This window comes from Pantoea septica (assembly GCF_002095575.1).
GTDB lineage: Bacteria > Pseudomonadota > Gammaproteobacteria > Enterobacterales > Enterobacteriaceae > Pantoea > Pantoea septica.
The window spans coordinates 55,643-78,734 of the sequence record NZ_MLJJ01000005.1 but is presented as its reverse complement, the minus strand read 5'-3'; the positions used below and the strand labels follow the sequence as shown (position 1 = coordinate 78,734).

Annotated in this window: 22 protein-coding genes; 14 read left to right on the top strand and 8 right to left on the bottom strand. The window is 56.6% G+C overall.

Annotated elements, in window-relative coordinates:
• Window positions 1–40 precede the first annotated feature (40 nt).
• The 6 genes from HA46_RS03995 (at window position 41) to HA46_RS21025 (ending at window position 5,028) form a co-directional block, all read left to right on the top strand.
• Window positions 41–1,390, top strand: coding sequence for a cation:proton antiporter (locus HA46_RS03995; protein WP_084882242.1), 1,350 nt, complete (start codon window positions 41–43; stop codon window positions 1,388–1,390).
• Between the two features lie 28 nt (window positions 1,391–1,418).
• Window positions 1,419–1,769 carry a hypothetical protein gene (locus tag HA46_RS03990; RefSeq protein WP_084882241.1) on the top strand — a complete coding sequence of 117 codons (351 nt, stop codon included), beginning with the start codon at window positions 1,419–1,421 and terminating at the stop codon, window positions 1,767–1,769.
• 166 nt (window positions 1,770–1,935) lie between these two features.
• Window positions 1,936–2,832, top strand: a complete 897-nt coding sequence (locus HA46_RS03985) for an alpha/beta hydrolase (RefSeq protein ID WP_084882240.1) — start codon at window positions 1,936–1,938, stop codon at window positions 2,830–2,832.
• 221 nt (window positions 2,833–3,053) lie between these two features.
• A complete protein-coding gene (locus tag HA46_RS03980; RefSeq protein WP_033753334.1) occupies window positions 3,054–3,695 on the top strand; it encodes a hydrolase in 642 nt (213 codons plus the stop codon).
• Between the two features lie 142 nt (window positions 3,696–3,837).
• Window positions 3,838–4,785, top strand: coding sequence for an Rpn family recombination-promoting nuclease/putative transposase (locus HA46_RS03975; protein WP_084882239.1), 948 nt, complete (start codon window positions 3,838–3,840; stop codon window positions 4,783–4,785).
• Window positions 4,786–4,851: 66 nt separating this feature from the next.
• On the top strand, window positions 4,852–5,028 hold the full coding sequence (locus HA46_RS21025) for a hypothetical protein (RefSeq protein ID WP_158086836.1): 177 nt from the start codon (window positions 4,852–4,854) through the stop codon (window positions 5,026–5,028).
• 63 nt (window positions 5,029–5,091) lie between these two features.
• Here the strand turns inward: HA46_RS21025 and gorA are convergent, their stop codons facing one another.
• On the bottom strand, window positions 5,092–6,444 hold the full coding sequence (gene gorA / locus HA46_RS03970; RefSeq protein ID WP_033792700.1) for a glutathione-disulfide reductase: 1,353 nt from the start codon (window positions 6,442–6,444) through the stop codon (window positions 5,092–5,094).
• Window positions 6,445–6,570: 126 nt separating this feature from the next.
• Between gorA and rnz the strand changes: the two genes are divergently transcribed.
• Window positions 6,571–7,482 carry a ribonuclease Z gene (gene rnz / locus HA46_RS03965; protein WP_033792699.1) on the top strand — a complete coding sequence of 304 codons (912 nt, stop codon included), beginning with the start codon at window positions 6,571–6,573 and terminating at the stop codon, window positions 7,480–7,482.
• A gap of 1 nt (window position 7,483) precedes the next feature.
• On the opposite strand, the gene HA46_RS03960 is transcribed toward rnz, so the two are convergent.
• On the bottom strand, window positions 7,484–8,326 hold the full coding sequence (locus HA46_RS03960) for a 23S rRNA (adenine(2030)-N(6))-methyltransferase RlmJ (protein WP_033792698.1): 843 nt from the start codon (window positions 8,324–8,326) through the stop codon (window positions 7,484–7,486).
• Between the two features lie 224 nt (window positions 8,327–8,550).
• On the opposite strand from HA46_RS03960, the gene prlC reads away from it, so the two are divergent.
• On the top strand, window positions 8,551–10,593 hold the full coding sequence (gene prlC, locus HA46_RS03955) for an oligopeptidase A (RefSeq protein WP_033792697.1): 2,043 nt from the start codon (window positions 8,551–8,553) through the stop codon (window positions 10,591–10,593).
• Between the two features lie 8 nt (window positions 10,594–10,601).
• Entirely contained in the window at window positions 10,602–11,360 is a 759-nt protein-coding gene (gene rsmJ / locus HA46_RS03950) for a 16S rRNA (guanine(1516)-N(2))-methyltransferase RsmJ (protein ID WP_084882238.1), read from the top strand.
• A gap of 645 nt (window positions 11,361–12,005) precedes the next feature.
• On the opposite strand, the gene uspA is transcribed toward rsmJ, so the two are convergent.
• Window positions 12,006–12,443 (bottom strand): universal stress protein UspA, encoded by a 438-nt coding sequence (gene uspA / locus HA46_RS03945; RefSeq protein ID WP_033792690.1) that lies wholly within the window; start codon window positions 12,441–12,443, stop codon window positions 12,006–12,008.
• A 425-nt stretch (window positions 12,444–12,868) separates the two neighbouring features.
• Here uspA and uspB point away from each other — a divergent pair, with 425 nt between their 5' ends.
• Window positions 12,869–13,204, top strand: coding sequence for a universal stress protein UspB (gene uspB, locus HA46_RS03940; RefSeq protein WP_033792689.1), 336 nt, complete (start codon window positions 12,869–12,871; stop codon window positions 13,202–13,204).
• A 43-nt stretch (window positions 13,205–13,247) separates the two neighbouring features.
• Here the strand turns inward: uspB and pitA are convergent, their stop codons facing one another.
• The gene (gene pitA, locus HA46_RS03935; protein ID WP_033792688.1) at window positions 13,248–14,750 is read right to left on the bottom strand and encodes an inorganic phosphate transporter PitA; all 1,503 of its coding nucleotides are present in this window, start codon (window positions 14,748–14,750) and stop codon (window positions 13,248–13,250) included.
• 240 nt (window positions 14,751–14,990) lie between these two features.
• Between pitA and HA46_RS03930 the strand changes: the two genes are divergently transcribed.
• On the top strand, window positions 14,991–16,175 hold the full coding sequence (locus HA46_RS03930; protein WP_084882237.1) for a BaiN/RdsA family NAD(P)/FAD-dependent oxidoreductase: 1,185 nt from the start codon (window positions 14,991–14,993) through the stop codon (window positions 16,173–16,175).
• 148 nt (window positions 16,176–16,323) lie between these two features.
• Here HA46_RS03930 and HA46_RS03925 read toward each other — a convergent pair whose 3' ends face one another.
• The 3 genes from HA46_RS03925 to HA46_RS03915 all read right to left on the bottom strand — a co-directional run bounded on the left by HA46_RS03925 (window position 16,324) and on the right by HA46_RS03915 (window position 19,661).
• Window positions 16,324–17,649, bottom strand: a complete 1,326-nt coding sequence (locus HA46_RS03925) for a sugar porter family MFS transporter (RefSeq protein WP_280174243.1) — start codon at window positions 17,647–17,649, stop codon at window positions 16,324–16,326.
• Between the two features lie 90 nt (window positions 17,650–17,739).
• Window positions 17,740–18,651, bottom strand: a complete 912-nt coding sequence (locus HA46_RS03920) for an ROK family protein (RefSeq protein WP_084882235.1) — start codon at window positions 18,649–18,651, stop codon at window positions 17,740–17,742.
• Complete coding sequence (locus tag HA46_RS03915; protein WP_143807578.1) at window positions 18,648–19,661, bottom strand: SIS domain-containing protein; 1,014 nt, start codon at window positions 19,659–19,661, stop codon at window positions 18,648–18,650. Before HA46_RS03915 ends, HA46_RS03920 begins: the two co-directional genes overlap by 4 nt.
• 201 nt (window positions 19,662–19,862) lie before the next feature.
• On the opposite strand from HA46_RS03915, the gene HA46_RS03910 reads away from it, so the two are divergent.
• From HA46_RS03910 to HA46_RS03900, 3 genes are all read left to right on the top strand, one after another.
• Window positions 19,863–20,621 carry a DeoR/GlpR family DNA-binding transcription regulator gene (locus tag HA46_RS03910; protein ID WP_084882234.1) on the top strand — a complete coding sequence of 253 codons (759 nt, stop codon included), beginning with the start codon at window positions 19,863–19,865 and terminating at the stop codon, window positions 20,619–20,621.
• Window positions 20,622–20,908: 287 nt separating this feature from the next.
• A complete protein-coding gene (locus HA46_RS03905) occupies window positions 20,909–21,106 on the top strand; it encodes a hypothetical protein (protein ID WP_033753308.1) in 198 nt (65 codons plus the stop codon).
• 1 nt (window position 21,107) lies between these two features.
• Complete coding sequence (locus HA46_RS03900) at window positions 21,108–21,914, top strand: hypothetical protein (RefSeq protein ID WP_033792684.1); 807 nt, start codon at window positions 21,108–21,110, stop codon at window positions 21,912–21,914.
• On the opposite strand, the gene HA46_RS03895 is transcribed toward HA46_RS03900, so the two are convergent.
• Window positions 21,892–22,911 carry a LacI family DNA-binding transcriptional regulator gene (locus HA46_RS03895; protein ID WP_084882233.1) on the bottom strand — a complete coding sequence of 340 codons (1,020 nt, stop codon included), beginning with the start codon at window positions 22,909–22,911 and terminating at the stop codon, window positions 21,892–21,894. The genes HA46_RS03900 and HA46_RS03895 overlap by 23 nt on opposite strands.
• Window positions 22,912–23,092: the final 181 nt, after the last annotated feature.

The window sequence follows — 23,092 nt, the reverse complement described above, 5'->3', positions numbered from 1 at the left end:
TGCCAGGATTAAACATAATCTTCAGGGAAAACGGAGCGTTATGAACTTTCTTGCCTGGATGGCGGCCACCGGCTGCCTTCTGTTATTAATGTCGCTGGCGTCGGGATGGATCCATCGCGGGCCGGTGACGTCGTTTGGGCTTTACCTGTTGGCCGGGATCCTCTGCGGACCCTGGGTGTTCGACGTCGTGCAGATCGATATTCTGAAACATTCGCAAGCCGCCGCGCATATCACCGAAATCACCATGGCGGCCTCGCTATTTATCACCGGGCTGAAGCTGCGCCTGCCGCTGCGCGCGCACAGCTGGCGCCTGGGCATGCGGCTCGCCTTTCCGGCAATGCTGCTGACGGTCGGCGGCATGACGCTGCTGGCGCACTGGCTGGTGGGTTTCGACTGGCCGCTGGCGCTGGCGTTCGGCGCTATCGTCGCGCCGACCGATCCGGTGCTGGCGAGCCTGATTTCCGTTAACGACGCGCGCGACAACGACGCGCTGCGCGTGGCGCTCTCCAGCGAGGCGGGCATGAACGACGGATCGGCGCTGCCGCTGCTGGTGCTGGCGCTGTTGCTGTTTAACGGCGAAAGCCTGACCTGGAGCAGCTTTGGGCACTGGACGGCGGTTGAAGTGATCTGGGGTATCGGCGGCGGTCTGGGGCTCGGCTTTCTGTTCGGCCGCCTTGTGGGTTTACTGGCTGCGCGGCTGCGCAACGCCCATGGTGACGTGGCGCCCAATGATTTTCTCGCGCTGGCGCTGATCGCGCTCAGCTATGCGGCAGCGGAAGCGCTGGGTGCGTCCGGTTTTCTGGCGACCTTCGCCGCCGGCGTCGGGCTGCGCCGCGCCGAGCTGCGCGTCTTCAAAAGCTTCCCGCCGGAAGAGCTAAGCGAAGAAGAGCGGGTGCTGCCCGCCGAGGCGCTGGTCAACCCGAACAATCGTCTGGAGCACGCCGGGGAAAGCGGCAATATGGTGAAATCGGTTGGGCTGGTGGTCAGCGACGCGCTCTCATTTGGTGATACGATTGAGCGGCTGCTGGCGGCGGCGATGATGGTGGTGCTGGGCGTGACGCTTGCCCACCACTGGAACCTCGACGGCATCCTGTTGGGGCTGGCATTATTTATCGTAGTGCGGCCACTGGCTGTCTGGCTGACAACGCTCCGCTGCGGCATACCGCCGGTGCGTCGTCTGCTGATCGGCTGGCTGGGCATTCGCGGTATCGGCAGTATTAACTACATCGCCTTCGCCTGGGTACACGGCATGGCGGGACAGCAGGCCGAAACAATGGTTGATATGGCGCTGACACTGGTGGTGTGCAGCATTGTCATTCATGGCGTGACGGTCACGCCGTTGCTGAACTGGCGCTCGGCGCGCCTTTCCGCCCGGCAGAACGATGAGTGACCCTCACCAGATTAAAACAGGAGTGGATATGAAAAAGCCGTTATTGATTCTACTGGGGATGCTGGCGTCATCCGCCGCGCTGGCTGCTGGCGATGAGACCAACATCCCGCAGGAAAACGTCTATGCCAGCAAGCTGTGCCATATCGTCAGCGGGGAGACCCAGGTCGGCACGGCGGATTCCTACGTGCAGAAAATGAAGAGCTATACGGCGATGAGCAAATCCTCCAGCGCGATGAACCAGCCGGAGTTTGATGAGGATATTGCTAACGAAGTGGCGAACGCCTGGCTGCAGCTGGGCGAAGACGAGCGCGGCAAGCTCCGCGCCGACGAGCAGCTGTGCGAGCAAACGGTGATGACGCAGTTTCAGCAGGAAGATTAAGCCACTTATTTACTCTGCACAAACGCGCCTCAGGGCGCGTTTTTTTGTGGCATTTTGTGCCGAATTGCGTACATAATCGCCAGCAATTGATATGCGTCACATAATAACAGCGCCGCCGCAGACAGGCGCGTCTGGATCAGCTACGGGCATTAACTCAACAGGCATCATGATCACGCGTCGACACTTTCTTTTGGGTTCCGGAGCCCTCCTTCTTTCCATGACCGCAGGCAAACTCTTTGCCCGCGATGAGGTCATTCCGCTGTGGCCGGACGAGCCGCCGGGCGGCGGCGGCCCGTCTGGACCGCTGCGTGTCAATAAGCACGGCTCATGGTCCAATATCGTCAGCCCGGCGATCCAGCGGTTTAAACCGGAAAATCCCAACGGCGAAGCGGTGCTGATCGCGGCGGGCGGCGGCTATAAGTTTATCGGCATGGGCCGCGAAGCCTGGCCGGTGGCGCGCTGGCTCAACAGCAACGGCTATACCGCCTACGTGCTGAGCTATCGCCTGCCGGAAGAGAAGTGGCAGGCGGGCCATCTCGCGCCGCTGCAGGATGCGCAGCGCGCCATTCGCCTGGTGCGTTCGCTGGAGCGTAAAGTGCACGTGCTGGGGTTCTCCGCCGGCGGGCATCTGCTCGGCATGGCGGCGGCGCGTCCAGATTTCCGCGCCTACGAACCGCAGGATGAGCTGGATCAGGTGGTGCCGAAAGTCGACAGCGTCGGTTTGATCTATCCGGTGATTACCCTGGAAGCGCCCTACACCCATACCACCACGCACCGCATTCTGGTGGGCAACGGCGCGACGCCGGCAGAAGAGGCGAACTGGTCGGTGCAGAACTATGTGACGCGCAGCTATCCGCCCACCTTTCTGGCGCAGGCGGAGGATGATCCTGTCTCCAATCCTTACAACACTGAACTGATGCGCGATACCTGTCGACGCAACCGCGTGCCGGTGGAGCTGATCGAGATCAGCCGCGGCGGCCACGGCTTCGGCCTTGGCAAAGCGGGCACGCCTGCCGCCCTGTGGGATCAGGCCTACGCGCGCTGGCTCGACCGCCTCAGCTGATCGGGCCAGTATCCGGCGGCTGTCGGCATCGGGCTGTTCAATGCTTCCTCGCGCCAGCGTAACGGCAGCAGGCGCGTCAAACCGTCGCGCGGGGCGCTGACGCTTCTAAAATAAATTTTGATAAGTTGTAAAATTCTTTCCGTTATCTCTTAACAGGCCGGTTGCGTACAGTTCATCTCAACGGAAACACAACATTCATTCCCCTTGAGAGGAACAAAATTATGTCTAAATTCGACCTGCTGGACCCGCAAAACTCAACGCTGATTTTCATTGACCACCAGCCGCAGATGTCTTTCGGCGTGGCAAATATCGATCGCCAGCAGCTTAAAAATAATACCGTCGCCCTGGCCAAGGCCGGAAAAATCTTTAACGTGCCGGTGATTTATACCTCGGTCGAAACCGAAAGCTTTAGCGGCTATATCTGGCCAGAGCTGCTGGCGGTCCACCCGGAGTCGAAGCCGATTGAACGTACCTCGATGAACTCCTGGGAAGATGCGAAATTCGTTGAGGCGGTAGAGAAAACCGGACGCAAGAAGCTGATTATCTCTGCGCTCTGGACGGAAGTTTGTCTGACGTTCCCGGCGCTGATGGCCATGAAAGAGGGCTACGAAGTCTATGTGGTGACGGACACCTCGGGCGGTACCAGCGTCGACGCCCATGAGCGCTCGGTGCAGCGTATGGTGCAGGCTGGCGCCATCCCGGTCACCTGGCAGCAGGTGCTGCTTGAGTACCAGCGCGACTGGTCACGTAAAGAGACCTATGACGCGGTGATGGATCTGGTGCGCGAACACAGCGGCGCATATGGCATGGGCGTCGATTACGCCTACACCATGGTGCATAAAGCGCCGGCGCGTCAGGCCTGATTTTTACAGCATAAATAACGATTGGGCGAAGGTTCGGCATCGGGCCTTTGCCCTTTATTATCTGTGACTTACCGGTCTCGCTAATGACACTGTTTTTCCGCTGTGTCAGGCTCTGGAGATGTTTTTTTCAGAGTCAGGAAAGATGAAGAAGAAAAACAGTACGCCGACCCCGCACGATGCTACCTTCCGGCAGTTTCTCAGCCAGCCAGATGTTGCGCGCGATTTTATAGAGCTTCATCTTCCGGCGACGCTACGCGCTATATGCGACCTGAGTACGCTGAAGCTGGAGTCCGGCTCGTTTGTTGAGGATGACCTGCGTCCGTACTTCAGCGATGTGCTCTACAGCCTGAAAACCACCAGCGGTGATGACAGCTACGTGCATGTGCTTATTGAGCATCAGTCGACGCCGGACAGGCATATGGCGTTTCGGCTGCTGCGCTATGCGGTGGCTGCGATGAAACGTCACCTTGATGCAGGGCACAAGAGACTGCCGCTGGTGGTTCCGCTGCTGTTTTACGCCGGTAAGCGCAGCCCGTATCCGTTCTCTACCCGCTGGCTGGATGCGTTCAGCGATCCGACGCTGGCGGAAAAGGTTTATAGCAATCCTTTTCCGCTGGTAGACGTTACTGTTATCGCTGACGATGAGATAGCCGAGCATCGCAGTATGGCCGCGCTTACCCTGCTGCAAAAACATATCCATCAGCGCGATTTGTCGGAGGTGATGGACAGACTGGCGTCAGTTTTGCTGGCGGGCTGGCTCTCTTCATCACAGATAATATCGCTGGTACACTATATTGTTCAGGCAGGCGAAACCGCAGACGCCAGCGCCTTTGTCCGCGAACTGGCTCAGCGGATACCGCAACAGGAGGACGCACTGATGACCATTGCAGAACAGCTCAGGCAGGAAGGCCGCAAAGAAGGTGAGCTTAAAGGCAAACTCGAAGGAAAGCTCGAAGGCAAGCTTGAAGGGAAGCTCGAAGGGAAAATGGAGGTGGCGCGCAGCTTGCTAAAAATGAAGCTGACACGTGAGGCAATTTTGCAGGCTACGGGGTTGACTGAAGAGGAGCTGAATCGCGCTCAGTCAGCCTGATATAACCACAGATGCTGCACCTTTGCCCGCCTGGCACAGCGGATACCGCAACAGGAGGACGCACTGATGACCATTGCAGAACAGCTCAGGCAAGAAGGCCGCAAAGCAGGTGAGCTTGAAGGCAAGCTCGAAGGGAAAATGGAAGTTGCGCGCGGCCTGCTGAAAATGAAAATGCCACGCGAGACGATTATGCAGGCTACGGGGTTGACGGAAGAAGAGCTAAACCGCATTCAGTCAGCCTGACGAGCCCTGGCTTCGCCGCTACGCTTAGGGCCAGCATCCGCTGGCCCCTCTGTCCGCGTCGGATCAGCGCATCGTCACGAACTCTTCTGCCGCCGTCGGGTGGATCGCCACAGTATTGTCGAAGTCTTTTTTCGTCGCGCCCATCTTCAGCGCTACCGCAAAGCCCTGCAGCATCTCATCCATGCCTGAACCGATACCGTGAATGCCGACGATCTTCTCCTCCGCGCCGACGCAGACCAGCTTCATGCGGCACGGCTGGCGGTGCTGCGTGACGGCGGTATACATGGCGGTAAAAGAAGATTTATAGACCTTCACCTGATCGTCGCCATATTGCTCGCGCGCCTGCGGTTCAGTCAGGCCAACGGTGCCGATTGGCGGATGGCTGAACACCACCGTCGGCACGTTGCTGTAATCCAGATGTTCGTCCGGTTTGTTGTTGAACAGGCGCTCTGAGAGGCGACGGCCCGCCGCGACCGCGACCGGCGTCAGCTCGACCGCGCCGGTGTTGTCGCCGACCGCATAGATGCCGTCGACGTTAGTGTTCTGATACTTGTCTACGCTGATATAGCCTTTTTCATTCAGCGCCACGCCGGTCACCGCCAGGTTCAGGTTATCGGTCGCCGGTTCGCGGCCGATGGCCCATACCAGACAGTCGACGGTCTGCTCGCGCCCGTCTTCCAGCTGCAGTGTCAGGCTGCCGTCAGCGTTCTTCACTACCGCTTTCGGCACGGCGTGGGTGTGCAGCGTCGGGCCTTCGGCGTTCATCACTTCCACCAGCGTGTCGGTGATCAGCGGATCGAAGCTGCGCAGCGGCGCGTGTTTGCGTACGAACAGATGCGTTTCGGAACCCAGCGCGTTAACCACGCCCGCCAGCTCAACGGCGATATAGCCGGCGCCGATGACCGCGGTACGCTTCGGCAGCGCCTCCAGTTCGAAGAAGCCGTCAGAATCGATGCCGTATTCCGCGCCCGGTACGTCGGGATGGCTCGGACGGCCGCCGGTGGCGATCAAAATATGGTCGGCGGTAATACGCTCGCCGTTCACTTCCACGGTATGGGCGTCGACGAAACGGGCGAAGCCCTTGATGACGTCGACGTTGTTTTTGCCCAGCACGTTATCGTACGAGGTGTGAATACGATCGATGTAGGCGCTGCGGTTTTTCACCAGCGTCTTCCAGCTGAAATGGTTCACCGTGGTATCGAAGCCGTAATCCGGACCGTAGAGATGGATAGCCTCGGCGATCTGCGCCGCGTGCCACATCACTTTTTTCGGAACACAACCCACATTCACGCAGGTGCCGCCCAGCTCTTTGGCTTCAATCAGGGCGCATTTCTGGCCATACATAGCGGCACGGTTAATCGAGGCGATGCCGCCGCTGCCGCCGCCAATGGCGAGATAGTCATAGTGTCGTGTCATGGTGTGTGTCCATCCGGTTGCAAGAGTTTGGTCAGGATTGTAACGCTGAGAGGCGAGACGGCGCAAAGATTGCGCCTATGATTGTAATAGGGTTGAATTCTCTCCTCACTGACAGGGAAGCATAGCATGCAGCTCACATTTCTCGGCACCGGCGGCGGCGCGCCCAGCCTGCAACGCAACGTCACCTCCATTGCTTTTACCTGGTCGCCGCGCGGCGACACCTGGCTCTTCGACTGCGGCGAAGGAACGCAGCTCCAGTACATGCGTTCGCCGCTCCGGCCTGGACGGATGAACAAAATTTTTATTACTCATCTGCATGGCGACCATATTTTCGGCCTGCCTGGTCTGCTGACCAGTCGCTCCATGGGCGGCATTACCGAGCCGCTGACCATTTACGGGCCCGAAGGCATCCGGCGCTTTGTCGAAACCGCGCTGTCGCTCAGCGGCTCCTATACCGACTATCCGCTGGAAATCGTCGAGATCGAAGCGGGGCCGGTGCTCGACGACGGCGAGTTCCGCGTCAGCGCCTGGCCCCTGGTGCATCCGCTGACCTGCTTCGGCTACCGAATCGAGCAGCACGATAAGCCGGGATTTCTCGACGCCGCGCGTCTGAAAGAAGAGGGCGTGCCGCGCGGGCCCTGGTATCAGCAGCTAAAAGCGGGAGAGATCGTAACGCTGGAAGATGGGCGGGTGATTAACGGCGCGGACTATCTCGGTCCGGCGACCAGAGGCAAAACCCTGGCGATTTTCGGCGATACCGCGCCGACGCCGATGGCGCTGCAGCTGGCGGCCAATGTCGATCTGATGGTGCATGAAGCGACGCTGGAGGCGGCTCTGCAGGAGAAGGCCAACGGCCGCGGCCACTCCACCACGCTGCAGGCGGCGCAGGTGGCGAAAGAGGCGGGCGCGAAGCGCCTGATCGCCACGCACTTCAGCTCGCGCTATATGCCGCGCGACATGCCGCGTTTGCTGGACGAGTGCCGCTCGATATTTCCCAACACCGAGCTGGCACAGGATCTGGCGGTGTTTACGCTGTAGCTTACTCCGGCACCAGCTGCGTCACGGTGGCGTGGCCGGTTCCGGCAGGCACCAGCTTCTGGTGCAGCCAGGGCAGCAGCTCGTTCATCTGCTGCGCCAGCTTCCACGGCGGGTTGACGACGATCATGCCCGAAGCGGTCATGCCGCGCTGATCGCTGTCCGGACGCACCGCCAGCTCGATTTGCAGAATATTACGGATGCCGGTCGCTTCGAGATCGCGCAGCATATGCTTGATCTGCTGGCGCAGCACTACCGGATACCAGAGCGCGAAAATGCCGGTGGCGAAGCGCTTGTGGCCCTCATGGATCGCCTTCACGACCGCCTGATAATCGCTTTTCAACTCGTAAGGCGGATCGATCAGGATCAGGCCGCGACGGGTAGGCGGCGGCAGTTTCGCCTTCAGCTGCTGATAGCCGTCGGCGCGCTCTACGCGGGCACGGCTGTCTTTCAGAAACTCGCCGCGCAGCAGCGGGTAGTCGCTGGAGTGCAGCTCGGTAAGCTGAAGCTTATCCTCTGCGCGCAGCAGATAGCGCGCTATCAGCGGCGAGCCGGGATAGTAGCGCAGCGTGCCGTTTGGGTTCAGGTCGCGAATCGCGTTGAAGTAGGGCTTCAGCAGTTCCGGCGCGTCCGGCTGCTGCCAGATGCGGGCAATGCCTTCCAGATATTCGCCGGTCCGCTCGGCATGCTCGCCGCTCAGCAGATAACGGCCTGCGCCGGCATGGCTGTCGAGGTAGAGGAACGGCTTTTCTTTCTCTTTCAGCGCGCTGATGATCAGGCTCTGTACGGTGTGTTTCAGCACGTCGGCATGGTTGCCGGCGTGAAAACTGTGGCGATAGCTCAGCATAACAGTGGGGATTCCGCGGTTGGCGTAAAAAGGCGTACTGCAAGTTAGCGGGATTATACCTGCTGAAGGCGAAAAATGCTGGCCGATTCTCCGCCGCCCGCCCGCCCGAGGCGTTTCTTGGCCGCTCAGCCTGGCCGGCATTGATTTTCACTACACTTAACCGCATGTTAGTAAGATTGCGTTGCGCGCGCCGCGCGCCCCATACATTGAACAAGGACTGCGCTATGACTAATCCATTACTCCAGCCTTTTACGCTGCCGCCTTTCTCCGCCATTCAGCCTGAACATGTGGTGCCTGCCGTGACCGAGGCGCTGAACGAATGTCGCGCGGCGGTGGAAAAGGTGGTGGCGCAGGGCGCGCCCTACACCTGGGACAACCTGGTGCAGCCGCTGGCTGAAGTCGACGATCGTCTCGGCCGCATCTTCTCGCCGGTGAGCCATCTTAATTCGGTGAAAAACAGCCCGGAGCTGCGTCAGGCCTACGAGCAGACGCTGCCGCTGCTTTCCGAATACAGCACCTGGGTCGGCCAGCATGAAGGGCTCTACCAGGCCTATCGCGATCTGAAAGAGGGCGAGAGCTTCGCCGCGCTCGACGTGGCGCAGCAGAAAGCGGTCGATAACGCGCTGCGCGATTTCGAACTCTCCGGCATCGGCCTCGATAAAGAGAAACAGCAGCGCTACGGCGAGATCGCCGCGCGTCTCTCCGAGCTGGGATCGGCCTACAGCAACAACGTGCTGGACGCGACTATGGGCTGGAGCAAACTGATCACCGACGAAAGCGAACTCTCCGGCATGCCGGAAAGCGCGCTGGCGGCGGCGAAAGCGCAGGCCGAAGCCAAAGAGCAGGAAGGCTGGCTGCTGACGCTGGATATTCCAAGCTACCTGCCGGTGATGACCTACTGCGACAACGCCGCGCTGCGCGAAGAGATGTATCGCGCCTATTCGACGCGCGCCTCCGATCAGGGGCCGAACGCCGGTAAATGGGACAACGGTCCGATCATGGCGGAAGAGCTGGCGCTGCGTCACGAGCTGGCGCAGCTGCTGGGCTTCGACTCTTACGCCGACAAATCGCTGGCGACTAAAATGGCGGAAAATCCGTCGCAGGTGCTCGACTTTCTGAACGATCTGGCGAAACGTGCCCGTCCCCAGGCGGAAAAAGAGCTGGCGCAGCTGCGCGCCTTCGCCCAAAAAGAGTACGGCGTCAGCGAGCTGAATCCATGGGATCTCACCTACTACGGCGAAAAACAGAAGCAGCATCTCTACACCATCAGCGATGAGCAGCTGCGTCCTTACTTCCCGGAATCACGCGCCGTTAACGGCCTGTTCGAGGTGGTGAAACGCATCTACGGCATCACCGCCAAAGAGCGTACCGACGTCGACGTCTACCACCCCGACGTGCGCTTCTTCGATCTGTTCGACGAGAGCGGCGAGCTGCGCGGCAGCTTCTATCTCGACCTCTACGCGCGCGAACACAAGCGCGGCGGCGCCTGGATGGATGACTGCGTCGGCCAGATGCGTAAAGCCGACGGTACGCTGCAGAAGCCGGTCGCCTATCTCACCTGTAACTTCAACCGTCCGGTGAACGGCAAGCCCGCGCTGTTTACTCACGACGAAGTCACCACGCTGTTCCATGAGTTCGGTCACGGCCTGCACCATATGCTGACGCGCATCGAAACCCCGGGGGTTTCCGGCATCAGCGGCGTGCCGTGGGATGCGGTCGAACTGCCGAGCCAGTTTATGGAGAACTGGTGCTGGGAGCCGGAGGCGCTGGCCTTTATTTCCGGCCACTTCGAGACCGGCGAACCCCTGCCGAAAGAGCTGCTCGACAAGATGCTGGCGGCGAAGAACTACCAGGCGGCGCTGTTTATCCTGCGTCAGCTGGAATTCGGCCTGTTCGATTTCCGCCTGCACGCCGAGTTCGATCCGGCGAAAGGCGCGCAGATCCTCGAAACCCTGCGCGAAGTGAAAAAGCTGGTGGCCGTGGTGCCGAGCCCGGAATGGGGCCGTTTCCCGCACGCCTTTAGCCATATCTTCGCAGGCGGCTATGCGGCGGGCTACTACAGCTATCTGTGGGCGGACGTGCTGGCGGCAGACGCTTATTCGCGCTTTGAGGAAGAGGGCATCTTTAACCGCCAGACCGGGCAGTCGTTCCTCGACAACATTCTGACGCGCGGCGGTTCGGAAGAGCCGATGGAGCTGTTCAAACGCTTCCGCGGCCGCGAGCCGCAGCTGGATGCGATGCTGGATCACTACGGCATCAAGGGATAACGGCTGCAGTGAAGATCTGTTTGATTGATGAATCGGGCGCCGGTGACGGCGCCTTGTCGCATCTGGCGCAGCGCTGGCGGCTGGAGCATGACGAAGGCTGCGTGCTGGCGCTGGTGCAGACGCTGACGCACCTTGAGCTGCGCAAGCGCGACGAGCCGAAGCTGGGCGGCATTTTCGTCGACTTCGTCTCCGGCGCGATGGCGCACCGTCGTCGCTTCGGCGGCGGACGCGGCGAGGCGGTGGCGAAAGCGGTTGGCGTGAAGAGTGGTTATCTGCCGGACGTGGTGGACGCCACCGCCGGATTAGGGCGCGACGCCTTCGTGCTGGCGGCGATCGGCTGCCGCGTGCGCATGCTGGAGCGCCATCCGGTCGTGGCGGCGCTGCTGGACGATGGGCTGCGGCGCGGCTATCAGGATGCGGAGATCGGCGGCTGGCTGCGCGAGCGGCTGACTCTTATTCATGCGCCCAGCGCGCAGGCGCTCGGCGATATTACGCCTGCGCCGGACGTGGTCTATCTCGATCCGATGTATCCCCACCGGCAGAAGAGCGCGATGGTGAAAAAAGAGATGCGGGTGTTTCAGTCGCTGGTCGGCGCCGACGAGGATGCCGACGCGCTGCTGGAGCCGGCGCGCCGTCTGGCAAAGAAGCGCATCGTGGTGAAGCGCCCCGACTATGCGCCGCCGCTGGCGGGGGTCACAACGCAATCGGCGGTGGTGACTAAAAGTCATCGCTTCGATATTTATCCGCCGCTCGCTCGGGAAATATAATTTTCAACTGCAATAAATAAAAAGCGTGTCTGACGTAGCGCAGGCACGCTTAAGGCTACCATGCTTAACTCTTCTTTAATTTCAACAGCTATGCTGAAAAAGGGAATTAAATTAGTCAGCCAGCTTAGCTAAAAAGTTTGAAAAACAGGTCAGAACAACTTTCGCGACGCTCAGACCTAAAGCTTTATAAGTCAGGCTGAATTCTTCTTCCAGACCCGGCGCCTCGGACAGAGTTTTAATTTTGCTGTGTAAGCTATTAAATGGCACTTTATCTGCCGCGCATGCAGCAGCGAAAGCAGGATGAATATAATGAGAGTTAGCCTTTTTGCATATAGTAAAAAAATTTAAAATTACCCACTTATTGCAAATGGTTAATTAAATAACAGTCTATTAACAAGTTGCTAATATCGTAGATAATTTTATTGTCCAGAGGCGGCGGATGTTGCCAGGAAAATAGCGGCGTTGGCGGCTGAGCATCTGCCAGTCTGCAGAAATAAGCGTTTGGGGCGCGCCGAGGGCAATAAAGAAACCGCTCTGTTTTGCGCAATAACGAAAGCAATAAAAAGAGAGAACGCCGATTAGGCTATGGCGCGGGCCGTGGAAGCAGCCGAAAAAAGCCGGAACGTGCCGGCTTTTTCTTTGCGGTTATTCGTCTTCTGCGTCGCGCAGCGGAACGATTAGCATATCAATATGGACGGTGTTAATCAGCTGGCGCGCCGAAGACATCAGCTTGCTCCAGAAATCCTGATGGTGGCCGCACACTACTAAATCCACGTCATATTTTTTAATCGCATCAACCAACACCTGGCCGAGGTCGCCGCTGCCGCTCAGCGTTTCGCTGATAGGGTAGCCCGCCGCCTCCGACAGGCCACGCAGCGCCGTGTGCGTCTCTTCCGAGATACGCTTCTGCATATCGCCCAGATTGACGTCAATCAGGCCGGTATAGAGATCGGAATAGTTCACGTCGACGTGAATCAGCGAAATTTTGGCGTCATAGGGGCGCGCCAGCGAGACGGCTTTATCCACCAGCAGCTGGCTTTCGGGAGAAAGGTCTACCGCAATCAGGATATGTTTATAAGCCATGATATAACTCCTTTCACAAGATTCAGGATGGCGACCTGTCTTCCTCTCGCGTCATTGCCTGCGCAATCCTTTACGCGAATGGGCGATATTTGTCACCAGTTGCCCTGTCGGCGTTCCCGACAGATAGTTGTTATGCCTTTAGTATAGCGGCGACGGTTAACAAATGCTGCTGTACAGGCTTCGGTTGTGAATAAGATCAAGGCTTAGCGCCTTTTTCGCTCGCGGTGAACGAAAATCATCGCTGGAAAAGAGTTAAAAATTTCTCCTACACTACAAATTAACGGTGGTACTTCTCAGGTGCCGACCGCGTAAGCTTGTCAAAAAACAGAGATCTGTTCAGGTCATTCAGTGGTCGGCTTTTCCCGTGGAGCATGAAGCGCAGCCGCGCTCCATCCCGTCTCCGCGGCTCCAGCTGGGAGGGAAATATGATCAGCACTATCGCGCTTTTCTGGGCTCTTTGTGTGGTGTGTATTGTGAATATGGCGCGCTACTTTTCTTCTTTGCGCGCGCTGCTGGCGGTGCTTCGAGGCTGCGATCCCTTACTCTATCAGTATGTCGACGGGGCAGGCTTTTTTACCTCGCACGGTCAGCCGAGCAAGCAGGTGCGGCTGGTGCGCTATATCTGGGCAAAACGTTATCTCGACCATCATGACGAGGAGTTTATTCGTCGCTGCGAACGAGTGCGCGGTCAGTTCATTTTAACCAGCGCCTTATGCGGGTTAGTGATTCTCAGCCTGGTTTGTCTGGCGATTTGGCACTAGAAATAAAAAGGGCGACCTGAGTCGCCCTTTATTTTTGCGTGGCTTACACCAGCTTCAACGCCAGCCAGTAGAGGCTGCCCGACAGCACGATACAGACCGGCAGCGTAAAGACCCACGCCATGGCGATATTCTTGATGGTGCGGCTCTGCAGCCCGCCGCCGTCCACCAGCATGGTGCCCGCGACCGACGACGACAGAATATGCGTGGTCGAAACCGGCATGCCCGTATAGCTGGCGATGCCGATGGAAACCGCCGCGGTGACCTGCGCCGACATGCCCTGCGCGTAGGTCATGCCTTTTTTACCAATCTTCTCGCCGATGGTGGTCGCGACGCGACGCCAGCCGATCATGGTGCCGATGCCGAGCGCCAGCGCAACCGCCATGATGATCCAGACCGGCGCGTACTCGATGGTGCCCAGCAGATCGGTTTTCAGCTTGCCGAGGAAGCGTTTATCGTCGGCGCTGGTTTCCGGCAGCTTGGCCGCCTTATCGGCGGTATCGGCGATGCACAGCAGCAGGCGACGCATCTGGCTGCGCTGCTCGACGCTAAGCTGTTCGTAGCTTTGCAGGTTAGTGTTCAGCAGGCCCTGCGCGCGCTGCACCGCCTGCAGCGCACGGGCGCTGTCGCAGTGGAACTCTTTCGGGCCGGACGGCGTCTCTTCAGGCGTCGGCAGCGCAGGCGGCGCCATCTGGATGATGTGCGTCAGCGCCTCGCTGTGCTGCTGATAATACTGTTCGAGGTGATTGACCGCGTCGCGCGTGCGCGTGATGTCGTAGCCGCTGGCGTTCATATTGACCACGAAACCCGCCGGCGCGACGCCAATCAGCACCAGCATAATCAGGCCGATGCCTTTCTGGCCGTCGTTGGCGCCGTGCGAGTAGCTGACGCCGATTGCCGAGACGATCAGGGCGATACGCGTCCAGAACGGCGGCTTTTTCTTGCCGTCGATTTTTTCGCGGTCAGCGGGCGTCATATGGATGCGCGCGCGCTTTTTGGTGCTGCTCCAGTAGCGACGCAGCAGGAAAATCAGGCTGCCTGCGATGATCAGACCGACAATCGGCGACAGAATCAGCGACAGGAAGATATTGATAACTTTGGGGATATTAAGCGCGTCGATCACTGAAGTGCCGGTCATCAGCGCGTTGGTCAGGCCGATGCCGATAATGGCGCCAATCAGCGTGTGCGAACTGGAGGCCGGCAGACCGAGATACCAGGTGCCGAGGTTCCAGATAATCGCCGCCAGCAGCATGGAAAAAACCATCGCCAGCCCGTGCGCGGAGCCAACATTCAATAACAGATCGGTAGGAAGCATATGCACGATAGCGTAAGCAACGCTTAAGCCACCAAGCAGGACGCCAAGGAAGTTAAATACGCCCGCCATTACCACAGCAAGCTGTGCGCGCATCGCGCGGGTATAGATCACCGTGGCAACTGCGTTGGCCGTGTCGTGAAAGCCGTTGATTGCTTCGTAAAACAATACAAACAGCAGGGCAAGAACCAATAACAGGCCGGTACTGAGGTCAAGACCAGCGAACAAATGTAGCATACACATTACGCCATTTTGAGGACATGAGCGCGGCGCATTATCTGCGACAACGCAGGGTATGGGAAAGCAAAATATAGCCTTGTTTTGACTTAAGAATGTCTAAAGTTGTCTGGTTTCTCCTAAAAGTGCCTTAAAATGAACCGTTTACATTATGACATAATTACGACAAATTTTTGACGCTGGCGTCATGCAGAGCAGACCTCTACAATCAGCGCCTCTTAAAAAAGCGGGGCGAAGGCAGTGGAAAAGTTTGACGTTATTATTATCGGCGCCGGCGCGGCGGGACTGTTTTGCGCGGCGCAGGCCGGTCAGCGAGGCCGCCGCGTGCTGTTGCTGGATAACGGCAAAAAGCCTGGGCGCAAGATCCTGATGTCAGGCGGCGGGCGCTGCAACTTCACCAATATGTATACCGATCCGGCCGCCTATCTGTCGCGCAATCCGCACTTCTGCAAATCCGCGCTGGCGCGCTACACCCAGTGGGATTTTATCGATCTGGTTAACCGCCATAAGATTGCGTACCACGAAAAGACGCTGGGGCAGCTCTTCTGCGACGACTCGGCGGCGCAGATTGTCGACATGCTGACGGCGGAGTGCGAAAAGGGCAAGGTGACGCTGCGCCTGCGCAGCGAGGTGCTGAGCGTGGCGCGCGATGCGTCGGGCTATACGCTGCAGCTTAACGGCGCGACGGTGCAGTCGGAAAAGCTGGTGATCGCGAGCGGCGGGCTCTCTATGCCCGGCCTTGGCGCCACGCCGTTCGGTTACAAGATTGCCGAGCAGTTCGGCCTGAAGGTCTATCCGACCCGCGCCGCGCTGGTGCCCTTTACCCTACATAAGCCGCTGCTGGAGCGGCTACAGACGCTCTCCGGCGTCGCGATCGATACCACCATCGAGGCGCAGGACGGCACGCTGTTCAAAGAAGCGATGCTCTTTACCCACCGCGGCCTCTCCGGTCCGGCGGTGCTGCAAATCTCCAGCTACTGGCAGCCGGGCGAGCATATTACCGTCAACCTGTCGCCCGCCACCTCGATAGAAGAATTCATCAGCGTACAGCGCGAGGCGCATCCGAACCTGAGCCTGAAAAATAGCCTGGCGAAGCTGCTGCCGAAGCGTCTGGTGGAGGTGTTGCAGGAGATGGGGCTGGTGCCGGACGTCACGCTTAAGCAGCTCAACGGCAAGCAGCAGGCTGAACTGGCGCAGACGCTGCATCAGTGGCGCGTGCAGCCTAACGGCACGGAAGGCTACCGCACCGCCGAGGTAACGCTGGGCGGCGTCGATACCACGCTGCTTTCGTCGAAGACGATGGAAGCCCGCGACGTGCCGGGACTCTATTTTATCGGCGAGGTGGTGGACGTCACCGGCTGGCTGGGCGGCTATAACTTCCAGTGGGCATGGAGTTCGGCCTGGGCGTGCGCGCAGGCGTTGTGATTCGCAATCTCGATAACAGATGAGAAATTTTTCCTGATTTTTCACCTGCCATCATAGAAAAGGAGAGCGGATTAAGCCCGGAAAATAGTTTGCCATACCAGGCTTAACCCGTTTGTCGTTAAATTAACAGCCAGGAAAGGAGAGGTATTTACTGATATTTTTCTTTGAAATAGACTTCAACTTCTTCCAGGCTTTTTCCTTTAGTTTCGGGCACATAAAAACTAAATATTGTGAACACTACACATATTGCGGCAAAGAGCCAGAAGGTGGCGGATGCGCCCATTCCATTCAGCATGGGCAGTGAGAGCAGCGCAATAACCAGGTTAGTAGCGAAAATAATAAAAATTGACAGACTGGTCGCTTTTGCCCGCGCTCTTAACGGTGAGATTTCTGAGATAATCAGAAAACCCAGCATGCCAGGACTCACGGCATACATCACAACATAAAAAACCAGCGACGCCAGCGCCAGCCAGCTGCTGCCTTCGAAGGCAGGCACGGAAAAGATCAGCGCCAGTATCACAAGACTAACGGTCAATCCAATTGCACCTGCAATCAACAGGGGACGACGTCCCACTTTATCAACAATCAACATGCCGACCACGGTAAAAATAACGTTGGTCAGACCTAAGCCAACGGTACCTATCCATGAAGCTGAGGAAGTGAAGCCGCTGGACTGAAGGATTTGCGGGGCAAAATAAATAACCAGATTAATGCCGCATGCATTTGAGAAAAACGCAACCAGCACGCCAATGACGATCATTGGACGGATATGTCCACTGAGTAAATCGCGCCATCTGATATTTTCCTGCTCAAGCGCATTTAAGCGCTCGGTTTCTTTTATTTCCTCATTAACCTCATCCGTTCCGCGCAGCTTTATCAATGTGCGCCGTGCAGCAGCATGTTTATTAACGGCGATCAGCCAGCGCGGCGACTCCGTAACAAATAGCACGCCAATCGCGAGAGCAATCCCAAACACGCTGGCAATACCTATCGGAAAGCGCCATGATCCCTGGCTCTCTGCGGCCGTATTTACCCCATAAGCGATTACGATACCGACAGTAATCATGAGCTGAAACGACGTGACCAGTAGCCCACGGATTTTGGCAGGAGCCAGCTCGGCGATGTAAACCGGCACCAGCACGGAGGATGCGCCTACGCCGATGCCCTGAAGAATACGCGCCAGGGTTAAAAGCTCAATACTGTTACTGTAACCCGACACCACTGCGCCAGCCGCAAAGCAGATGCCTGAAATAAAAAGGTTAATCTTACGACCATATTTATCTGCTAAGGGACCAGCCAGCAGCGCGCCGATCATGGCACCCAGCAGGGACATACTGACAATAATGCCCTGCATAAAATCATTAATATGGAATTGCTTACCGATGAAGACAATAGCACCACCGATAATGCCGGTATCATAGCCGAATATTATCCCTCCGACAGAGGAGATAATAATAGACATAATGATGAATATGCTAATTTTTTTAATTTTTCTGTGCTGTTTTGCCCTTCCCTGATTTCTGCATTAACCATGATGCTACCTCGTCATTTATAATAATAACTTCTAAGTTAACTCTGGAATTACTGTAGCGCCGAGTGCGCCAGCGATATCGCCTAATTCAGACGGTACTATCCTTTTGTTAATGGCATAAGCATCGGAACGCGTCAGCGCCTCTTCAAGACCGGATTTGAAGAGCGGGTGATAGTGAGCGGCGCTTCCGCTAAGGATGGTTAAATCGGGGCCGTAAAGCGTTAGTAATGTCACTAATCCCCGACCCAGATAATTGCCATAACGATGAAATATTCTTGCGACCTCTTCTTTTTCCTGTGCAGCCTTTTGATAAAAATGCACATCATGTTTTTCAAAAGCGATAGTCGGTAAAAGAGCCTCCAGATTCTGCTGAAGCCAGGTTCTGGATGCCAGACTTTCCCAGCATCCTTTCAGGCCGCAATAGCAGGTCAGGGGATTTCCTGAAACGGGAATATGGCCCGCTTCTGGATGTTGTCCATCACTGGTGCGGAACGGCTTACCCTCATTGAGCAGCGCAACGCCAATGCCTGTCCCCAGCGTCACCATAAGAAGGCGATGACTATTTTTTCCCGCACCGAAGCAATACTCTCCAAGAACGGCGGCGACAGCATCGTTATCAATCGCTACCTTTACGCCCAGTTTTTTAGTCAGCTCATCGGCCAGCGGGAAAAAAGAGAAACACTCAAGCGTATCTTTGTTGTGAATGACGCCAGCCGTGGTGTCTACCGGCCCGCTGGCGCCGATCCCCAGACTGGCTAACGTCATTCCTTGCGGGATCAAAGAGAGAACGTGGTCGGCTAAAACTTCGGAGCGCCTCTCTTTACTGATGCCGGTAAACTCGGCTGTGGCAAGGGTTTTGCTGTTCAGCGTACCCGCGTTGCCCTGAATGATGATTCGGGTTCCTGTTCCGCCAATATCTATCCCTGCTTTAACCTGGCCCGTCATATGGCTACTGTAATCTTTTGGCCATACAGGAACTGGCCAGGGACAAAGCCGTTGTGGCGGGCCAGCGCGACAGTCAGGTGTTCGATATAGATAAAGCCGCACAGTAGCTGGCTGAGTTCATTTCCAGCCGCAGCAGGAAGAAGGGCAGAGGCCGCAAAAGGGCGCTCGCCAATGGTGACAACATCAGTTCCGTTAGAAAGTAATTCTGTTGCCAGTCTTTCCAGCGTTTCGTCCCCCGATTGACCTAACAGGACGGCCAGCATCCCCTGGCCCGAGGTTTCCAGCGGGCCATGGCGAAATTCACCGCCGATAAAGCCTTCTGCGCTGACCTTAGAGGCTTCTTTGGTAATCAATGCGCCTGTCAGCGCGCTAGAGGCATAAGCGCCTGTCGCGATATAAGCAACGCGAGGGCGAGCAGAAGCAAAAAGCGTGTCCGCAAAAGGTGCCACTGCCTCTTTTTCCTGCACCAGGCGACGAATATCAGAGAGCGTCCCCGTAACGGCGGCACAGATTGCCTGCTCATCTTCACCCAGCAGCAGAGCCAGCGTGCGGTAGCAGGCAATAAGCGTATTAAGATAACTTTTAGAACTCACCGTCGCTTCATCACCGCTCTTCAGGGTGATTAAAATATCGGCGCGTTGACCCAGCGCGCTGCTTTCATCATTGGTCAGTCCGATAAGGGTTTTTGGACGATTTCCTTGCTCCAGTAGCGCAACGATTTCGCCACTCATACCGGACTGTGAGGTCATCCATAACAGCGTGTTCTTTGTAACAAGGTTAGGCATATCCAGCAAACGGCACGCATCTACGCGCCATACGGGATATCCCCTGGCAATCAACGCGCGCTCAACAGGGATCAGCGCATAATCTGACGATCCCATTCCTGCCAGAACAATGCGGTCATATTCGTGCAGTTTTAATGCGCGCAGAGCGTCCGGCAGCGGATTATTAAGCTGAGCCAGGACGGCTTCTGGCTGCATGGCGATATCGTTCTCATAGGGATTTGACACAGGTACCTCAACATGAAAGTAAATGACCTGTTCAACCTACATGCACGTTATCGTGCATGTCAATGCTCGATTTTGTGCATGTGATATGAGTTTCATATTTGTAAGTAAATTGATTAACTTAATGATATTTATAATCTTAACGATGCAGCCTGATTTATTCATGCTAAGATCGAATGCCATTAAACGTGTAGAGAAGAAAAAATGCTGGCAAATGAGAGACGTAACAGAATTCTTTCGATGCTGGTTTCCGCAGGCTATCTCAATGCCAATCAGTTGGCGGAAGAATTTAACGTAGACAGCTCAACGGTCAGAAGAGATCTGATCTATCTGGAAAAAAGCGGCAAAATCATTCGTACACACGGCGGCGTCCTGCCGGTTTTGTCTACGGAAGGCCAGGATACTCCTTACAGTATTCGCAAGGGGCGAAACCACGAGCAGAAAGTGGCCATTGGCAAATACGCCGCTTCGCTTGTTGCGGACGGAGACTCCGTTATCCTGGATAATGGTTCAACCGTTTATGAACTGGCTGTCCATCTGACATTAAAAAAAGATCTGACCGTTATTACCAACGATCTTAATATTGCCTTACTGCTTAGTCAGTATCCGGCGATTAATCTGAACGTTACGGGTGGGGTCGTCGCAGGAAATTCATTTACGCTTATAGGCCCTGATGCGACGCGGAAATTCAGCGAAGTTTACGCCGACTGGGCATTTATGGGGGCGGAAGGTGTACATGCCGAAGCGGGTATAACTAATGTAAATGCCATTGAAATACCTACTAAAAAAGCGATTCTCAGTGCAGCAAGAACCAAAGTGATCCTCGCGGACTCGTCCAAAATCGGCTATCGGGCTTTGTCGCACGTCTGCGATCTTGACAGCATAGACAGGATTATTACTGATAAGAGGAAGAATGAAAAAATCTCCTCGGCCTATAACGGAAAAATTTATTTCGCGCAGTAAATTACCTGGCTCATAAATGCTTCTGTTAGACCTGTTATGAAGCCTTTACTGAGCCTGGACTTTTCCCTTTCAAGGTTGATAAATTTACTCTCATACTCCTTCTGATTAATATCACCCCCATCGATGCGGCACATTTTTTCGCCTTAAAGAGCCGGCTTTGCTACGCGTCTGCCAGATTTACCGCTTCGCTAATCCCCTGACCTGCAATACTTTTAGACTAATCCGCCTGGCGCATTTGCCGCTCCGATTTCATACTTCTGATTTATCACAGAGGAGATTCGCCCCCAATGCTCACCTTTATGCGTTCCCTGTTTTCCAGCCCCGAGAGCTTTATCAGAGGCATGTCCCGTCAGGATCTGAACGAATCGATCGCCGACGGCGAGCGAATCATTATCGATGAGGACGGCAACGCTTCGGTAAACGTGCTGAGTGAGGAAGTGCATGAGGATTTTGCCCGCCACGTCGAAACGCTAAAAGGAGTGTAAGATGGGTACGGCGATATTCATGGTGCTGATGGTCTGCGGCTACTGGTACACCAGCCGCGATCTCTCCAGCCGTTTTAAGGTCCGGCGCAGCATCGGCTGGGATGTCTATTTTCTGGTGGCGCTTTACGGCTGTATCTTCGTGCTGCAAGGGATGTTAGCGACGGCTATTGTCTGGCTGCTGTTGCTGATCGTTTCCAGCACGGCTAATGCGCTGCAGATGGTGCCCGGCGAGCATTTGCGCTGGCAGATGGAGTTTATGAACTGGAGCTTCCTTGGCATCCAGGCGCCGGTGGTTGTTATGCTCGCCTTCGCGGTGCTGTTCTGCATGTACCGCTCGAACTGGTCGGAAAGCGCGCGCCTGAACAGCAGCGGCCGACAGGATCTCTATCAGCAGCTCTCTAAATCCAACGGCGTCGAGCAGCTGCTTTACCAGTGCATGCAAGAGGGCGAGCTGGCGTGGATTACCCTCAAGTCGCGCCGCATCTATATCGGGATGGTGCATGCCGCCACCTTTGAGTATGAAAACACCGCCAACATCGTGATCATCCCTATGCTGAGCGGCTACCGCGACAGCAAAACGCTCAGCATGTCGATTGAACATAACTACAGCCGCTGGTACGCCGAGCACGGCATCACGCTGACTTCCGAGCCGAAAAACGCCATGGCGTTCCGTAAAGTGCTGATGGTGGATCAGATTGAGAGCCTGTCGCTGTTCGATCCGGCCAGCGCCAGTTCGCTGGCGATGACGCATCACGACGGCGTGCCGCTGGAGATAGAAGGCTCCTTTACGCCACATTCTCCGCCGTAAACAGCCGAAGAGCCACGTTGCCGTCCCGATAGATATCGGGCTGATAGCCGCTCTCCAGATGACGCAGCAGCAGTTCTATCGCCAGACGCGCGTGCTGCTGCGCGTTCTGATCCAGCGCAAAGTCCAGCTCATTATGACGCAGCAGCCGACGCGTAACCGAATAGAGTTCGTGGGTGATATAGCCGCACCGGCCAAGAAGTTGATGCGCGCGCAGCGTCTCGCTCACTTCGCTGTTGCCCATACCGGTGTTATACAGGCCCGCCACGTGCTGCGACTGCGCCAGACTCTGGTCCAGCAGCGTGCGGATGGTCTCGCGCTGATCGAGGCCGAAGAGCACTTCACGTAGATGACGCTGCGGCGCGCGCTGCATCATCACTTCGCGAAATCCTGCGATACGCTGACGATGCGCCCAGTAATCGAAGCGGCCGCTCACCATCACAATATCGCCTGGTTGATGCACCACCTTGCTCATCAGCAGACCAGCGGTGCGGCCCGCCTGATACTGATCGATACCGACATGGCAGAGGCGATCCGCGTCGGGCAGGTCGGTGACAATAGTGATAACCGGCACGCCGCGGCTGCGGCACAGCGCCAGCGCACGATAGACAGCCGGGTAGTCATGGCCGAAAACGATGATGCCGTCGCGCGTGCTGCTGCGCGCGATAATGCTTTGCGCCAGTTTGGCCGGCTGCGACTCCGCGACCAGAGTTTTGTGCAATGTAATACGCCGATAACCCAGTTCGCCCGCCGCCTCGCTGAAGTAGCGCACCAGCTGCTGGAAAAACGACGAGCCGTTATTGCTGAGAAATACTTCTATTTGCCATGGATGACGATACTCCTCCGGCAGCAGCCGCTTGAGTCCGATGTCGCGTGCGGCTTTTAATACCTTGCGCGTCGTCTCCGGAGATACACCACCGCGTTCGTTTAATACGCGATCGACGGTCGCGATGCCGACGCCCGCTATTTTTGCCACCATCTCAAGGGTGAGTTTTTTCATTATTGCTCCAGGCATAACGTTATTTGTCATGCCGTTACCGCTGCGTGCTTTAAACGGGCGCCGTTTTACTGGCAGGCGTCTGATAAATATGGGCGCTATTTTAATAAGTGCGCCAGACATTGCGCTAGCCTGATTTAATGAAATTTTATGTCACAGCAAAACGTGCGTTAATTATGGCGAA

What these genes read in the sequence shown, in the direction of transcription:
- HA46_RS03960 (WP_033792698.1), bottom strand. Translation starts at nt 8,326, where the DNA reads ATGCTGAGCTATCGCCACAGTTTTCACGCCGGCAACCATGCCGACGTG.
- HA46_RS03980 (WP_033753334.1), top strand. Translation starts at nt 3,054, where the DNA reads ATGTCTAAATTCGACCTGCTGGACCCGCAAAACTCAACGCTGATTTTC.
- uspB (WP_033792689.1), top strand. Translation starts at nt 12,869, where the DNA reads ATGATCAGCACTATCGCGCTTTTCTGGGCTCTTTGTGTGGTGTGTATT.
- HA46_RS03895 (WP_084882233.1), bottom strand. Translation starts at nt 22,911, where the DNA reads ATGAAAAAACTCACCCTTGAGATGGTGGCAAAAATAGCGGGCGTCGGC.
- HA46_RS03990 (WP_084882241.1), top strand. Translation starts at nt 1,419, where the DNA reads ATGAAAAAGCCGTTATTGATTCTACTGGGGATGCTGGCGTCATCCGCC.
- gorA (WP_033792700.1), bottom strand. Translation starts at nt 6,444, where the DNA reads ATGACACGACACTATGACTATCTCGCCATTGGCGGCGGCAGCGGCGGC.
- rnz (WP_033792699.1), top strand. Translation starts at nt 6,571, where the DNA reads ATGCAGCTCACATTTCTCGGCACCGGCGGCGGCGCGCCCAGCCTGCAA.
- uspA (WP_033792690.1), bottom strand. Translation starts at nt 12,443, where the DNA reads ATGGCTTATAAACATATCCTGATTGCGGTAGACCTTTCTCCCGAAAGC.
- HA46_RS03985 (WP_084882240.1), top strand. Translation starts at nt 1,936, where the DNA reads ATGATCACGCGTCGACACTTTCTTTTGGGTTCCGGAGCCCTCCTTCTT.
- HA46_RS21025 (WP_158086836.1), top strand. Translation starts at nt 4,852, where the DNA reads ATGACCATTGCAGAACAGCTCAGGCAAGAAGGCCGCAAAGCAGGTGAG.
- HA46_RS03910 (WP_084882234.1), top strand. Translation starts at nt 19,863, where the DNA reads ATGCTGGCAAATGAGAGACGTAACAGAATTCTTTCGATGCTGGTTTCC.
- HA46_RS03905 (WP_033753308.1), top strand. Translation starts at nt 20,909, where the DNA reads ATGCTCACCTTTATGCGTTCCCTGTTTTCCAGCCCCGAGAGCTTTATC.
- prlC (WP_033792697.1), top strand. Translation starts at nt 8,551, where the DNA reads ATGACTAATCCATTACTCCAGCCTTTTACGCTGCCGCCTTTCTCCGCC.
- HA46_RS03995 (WP_084882242.1), top strand. Translation starts at nt 41, where the DNA reads ATGAACTTTCTTGCCTGGATGGCGGCCACCGGCTGCCTTCTGTTATTA.
- HA46_RS03900 (WP_033792684.1), top strand. Translation starts at nt 21,108, where the DNA reads ATGGGTACGGCGATATTCATGGTGCTGATGGTCTGCGGCTACTGGTAC.
- HA46_RS03975 (WP_084882239.1), top strand. Translation starts at nt 3,838, where the DNA reads ATGAAGAAGAAAAACAGTACGCCGACCCCGCACGATGCTACCTTCCGG.
- pitA (WP_033792688.1), bottom strand. Translation starts at nt 14,750, where the DNA reads ATGCTACATTTGTTCGCTGGTCTTGACCTCAGTACCGGCCTGTTATTG.
- HA46_RS03920 (WP_084882235.1), bottom strand. Translation starts at nt 18,651, where the DNA reads ATGACGGGCCAGGTTAAAGCAGGGATAGATATTGGCGGAACAGGAACC.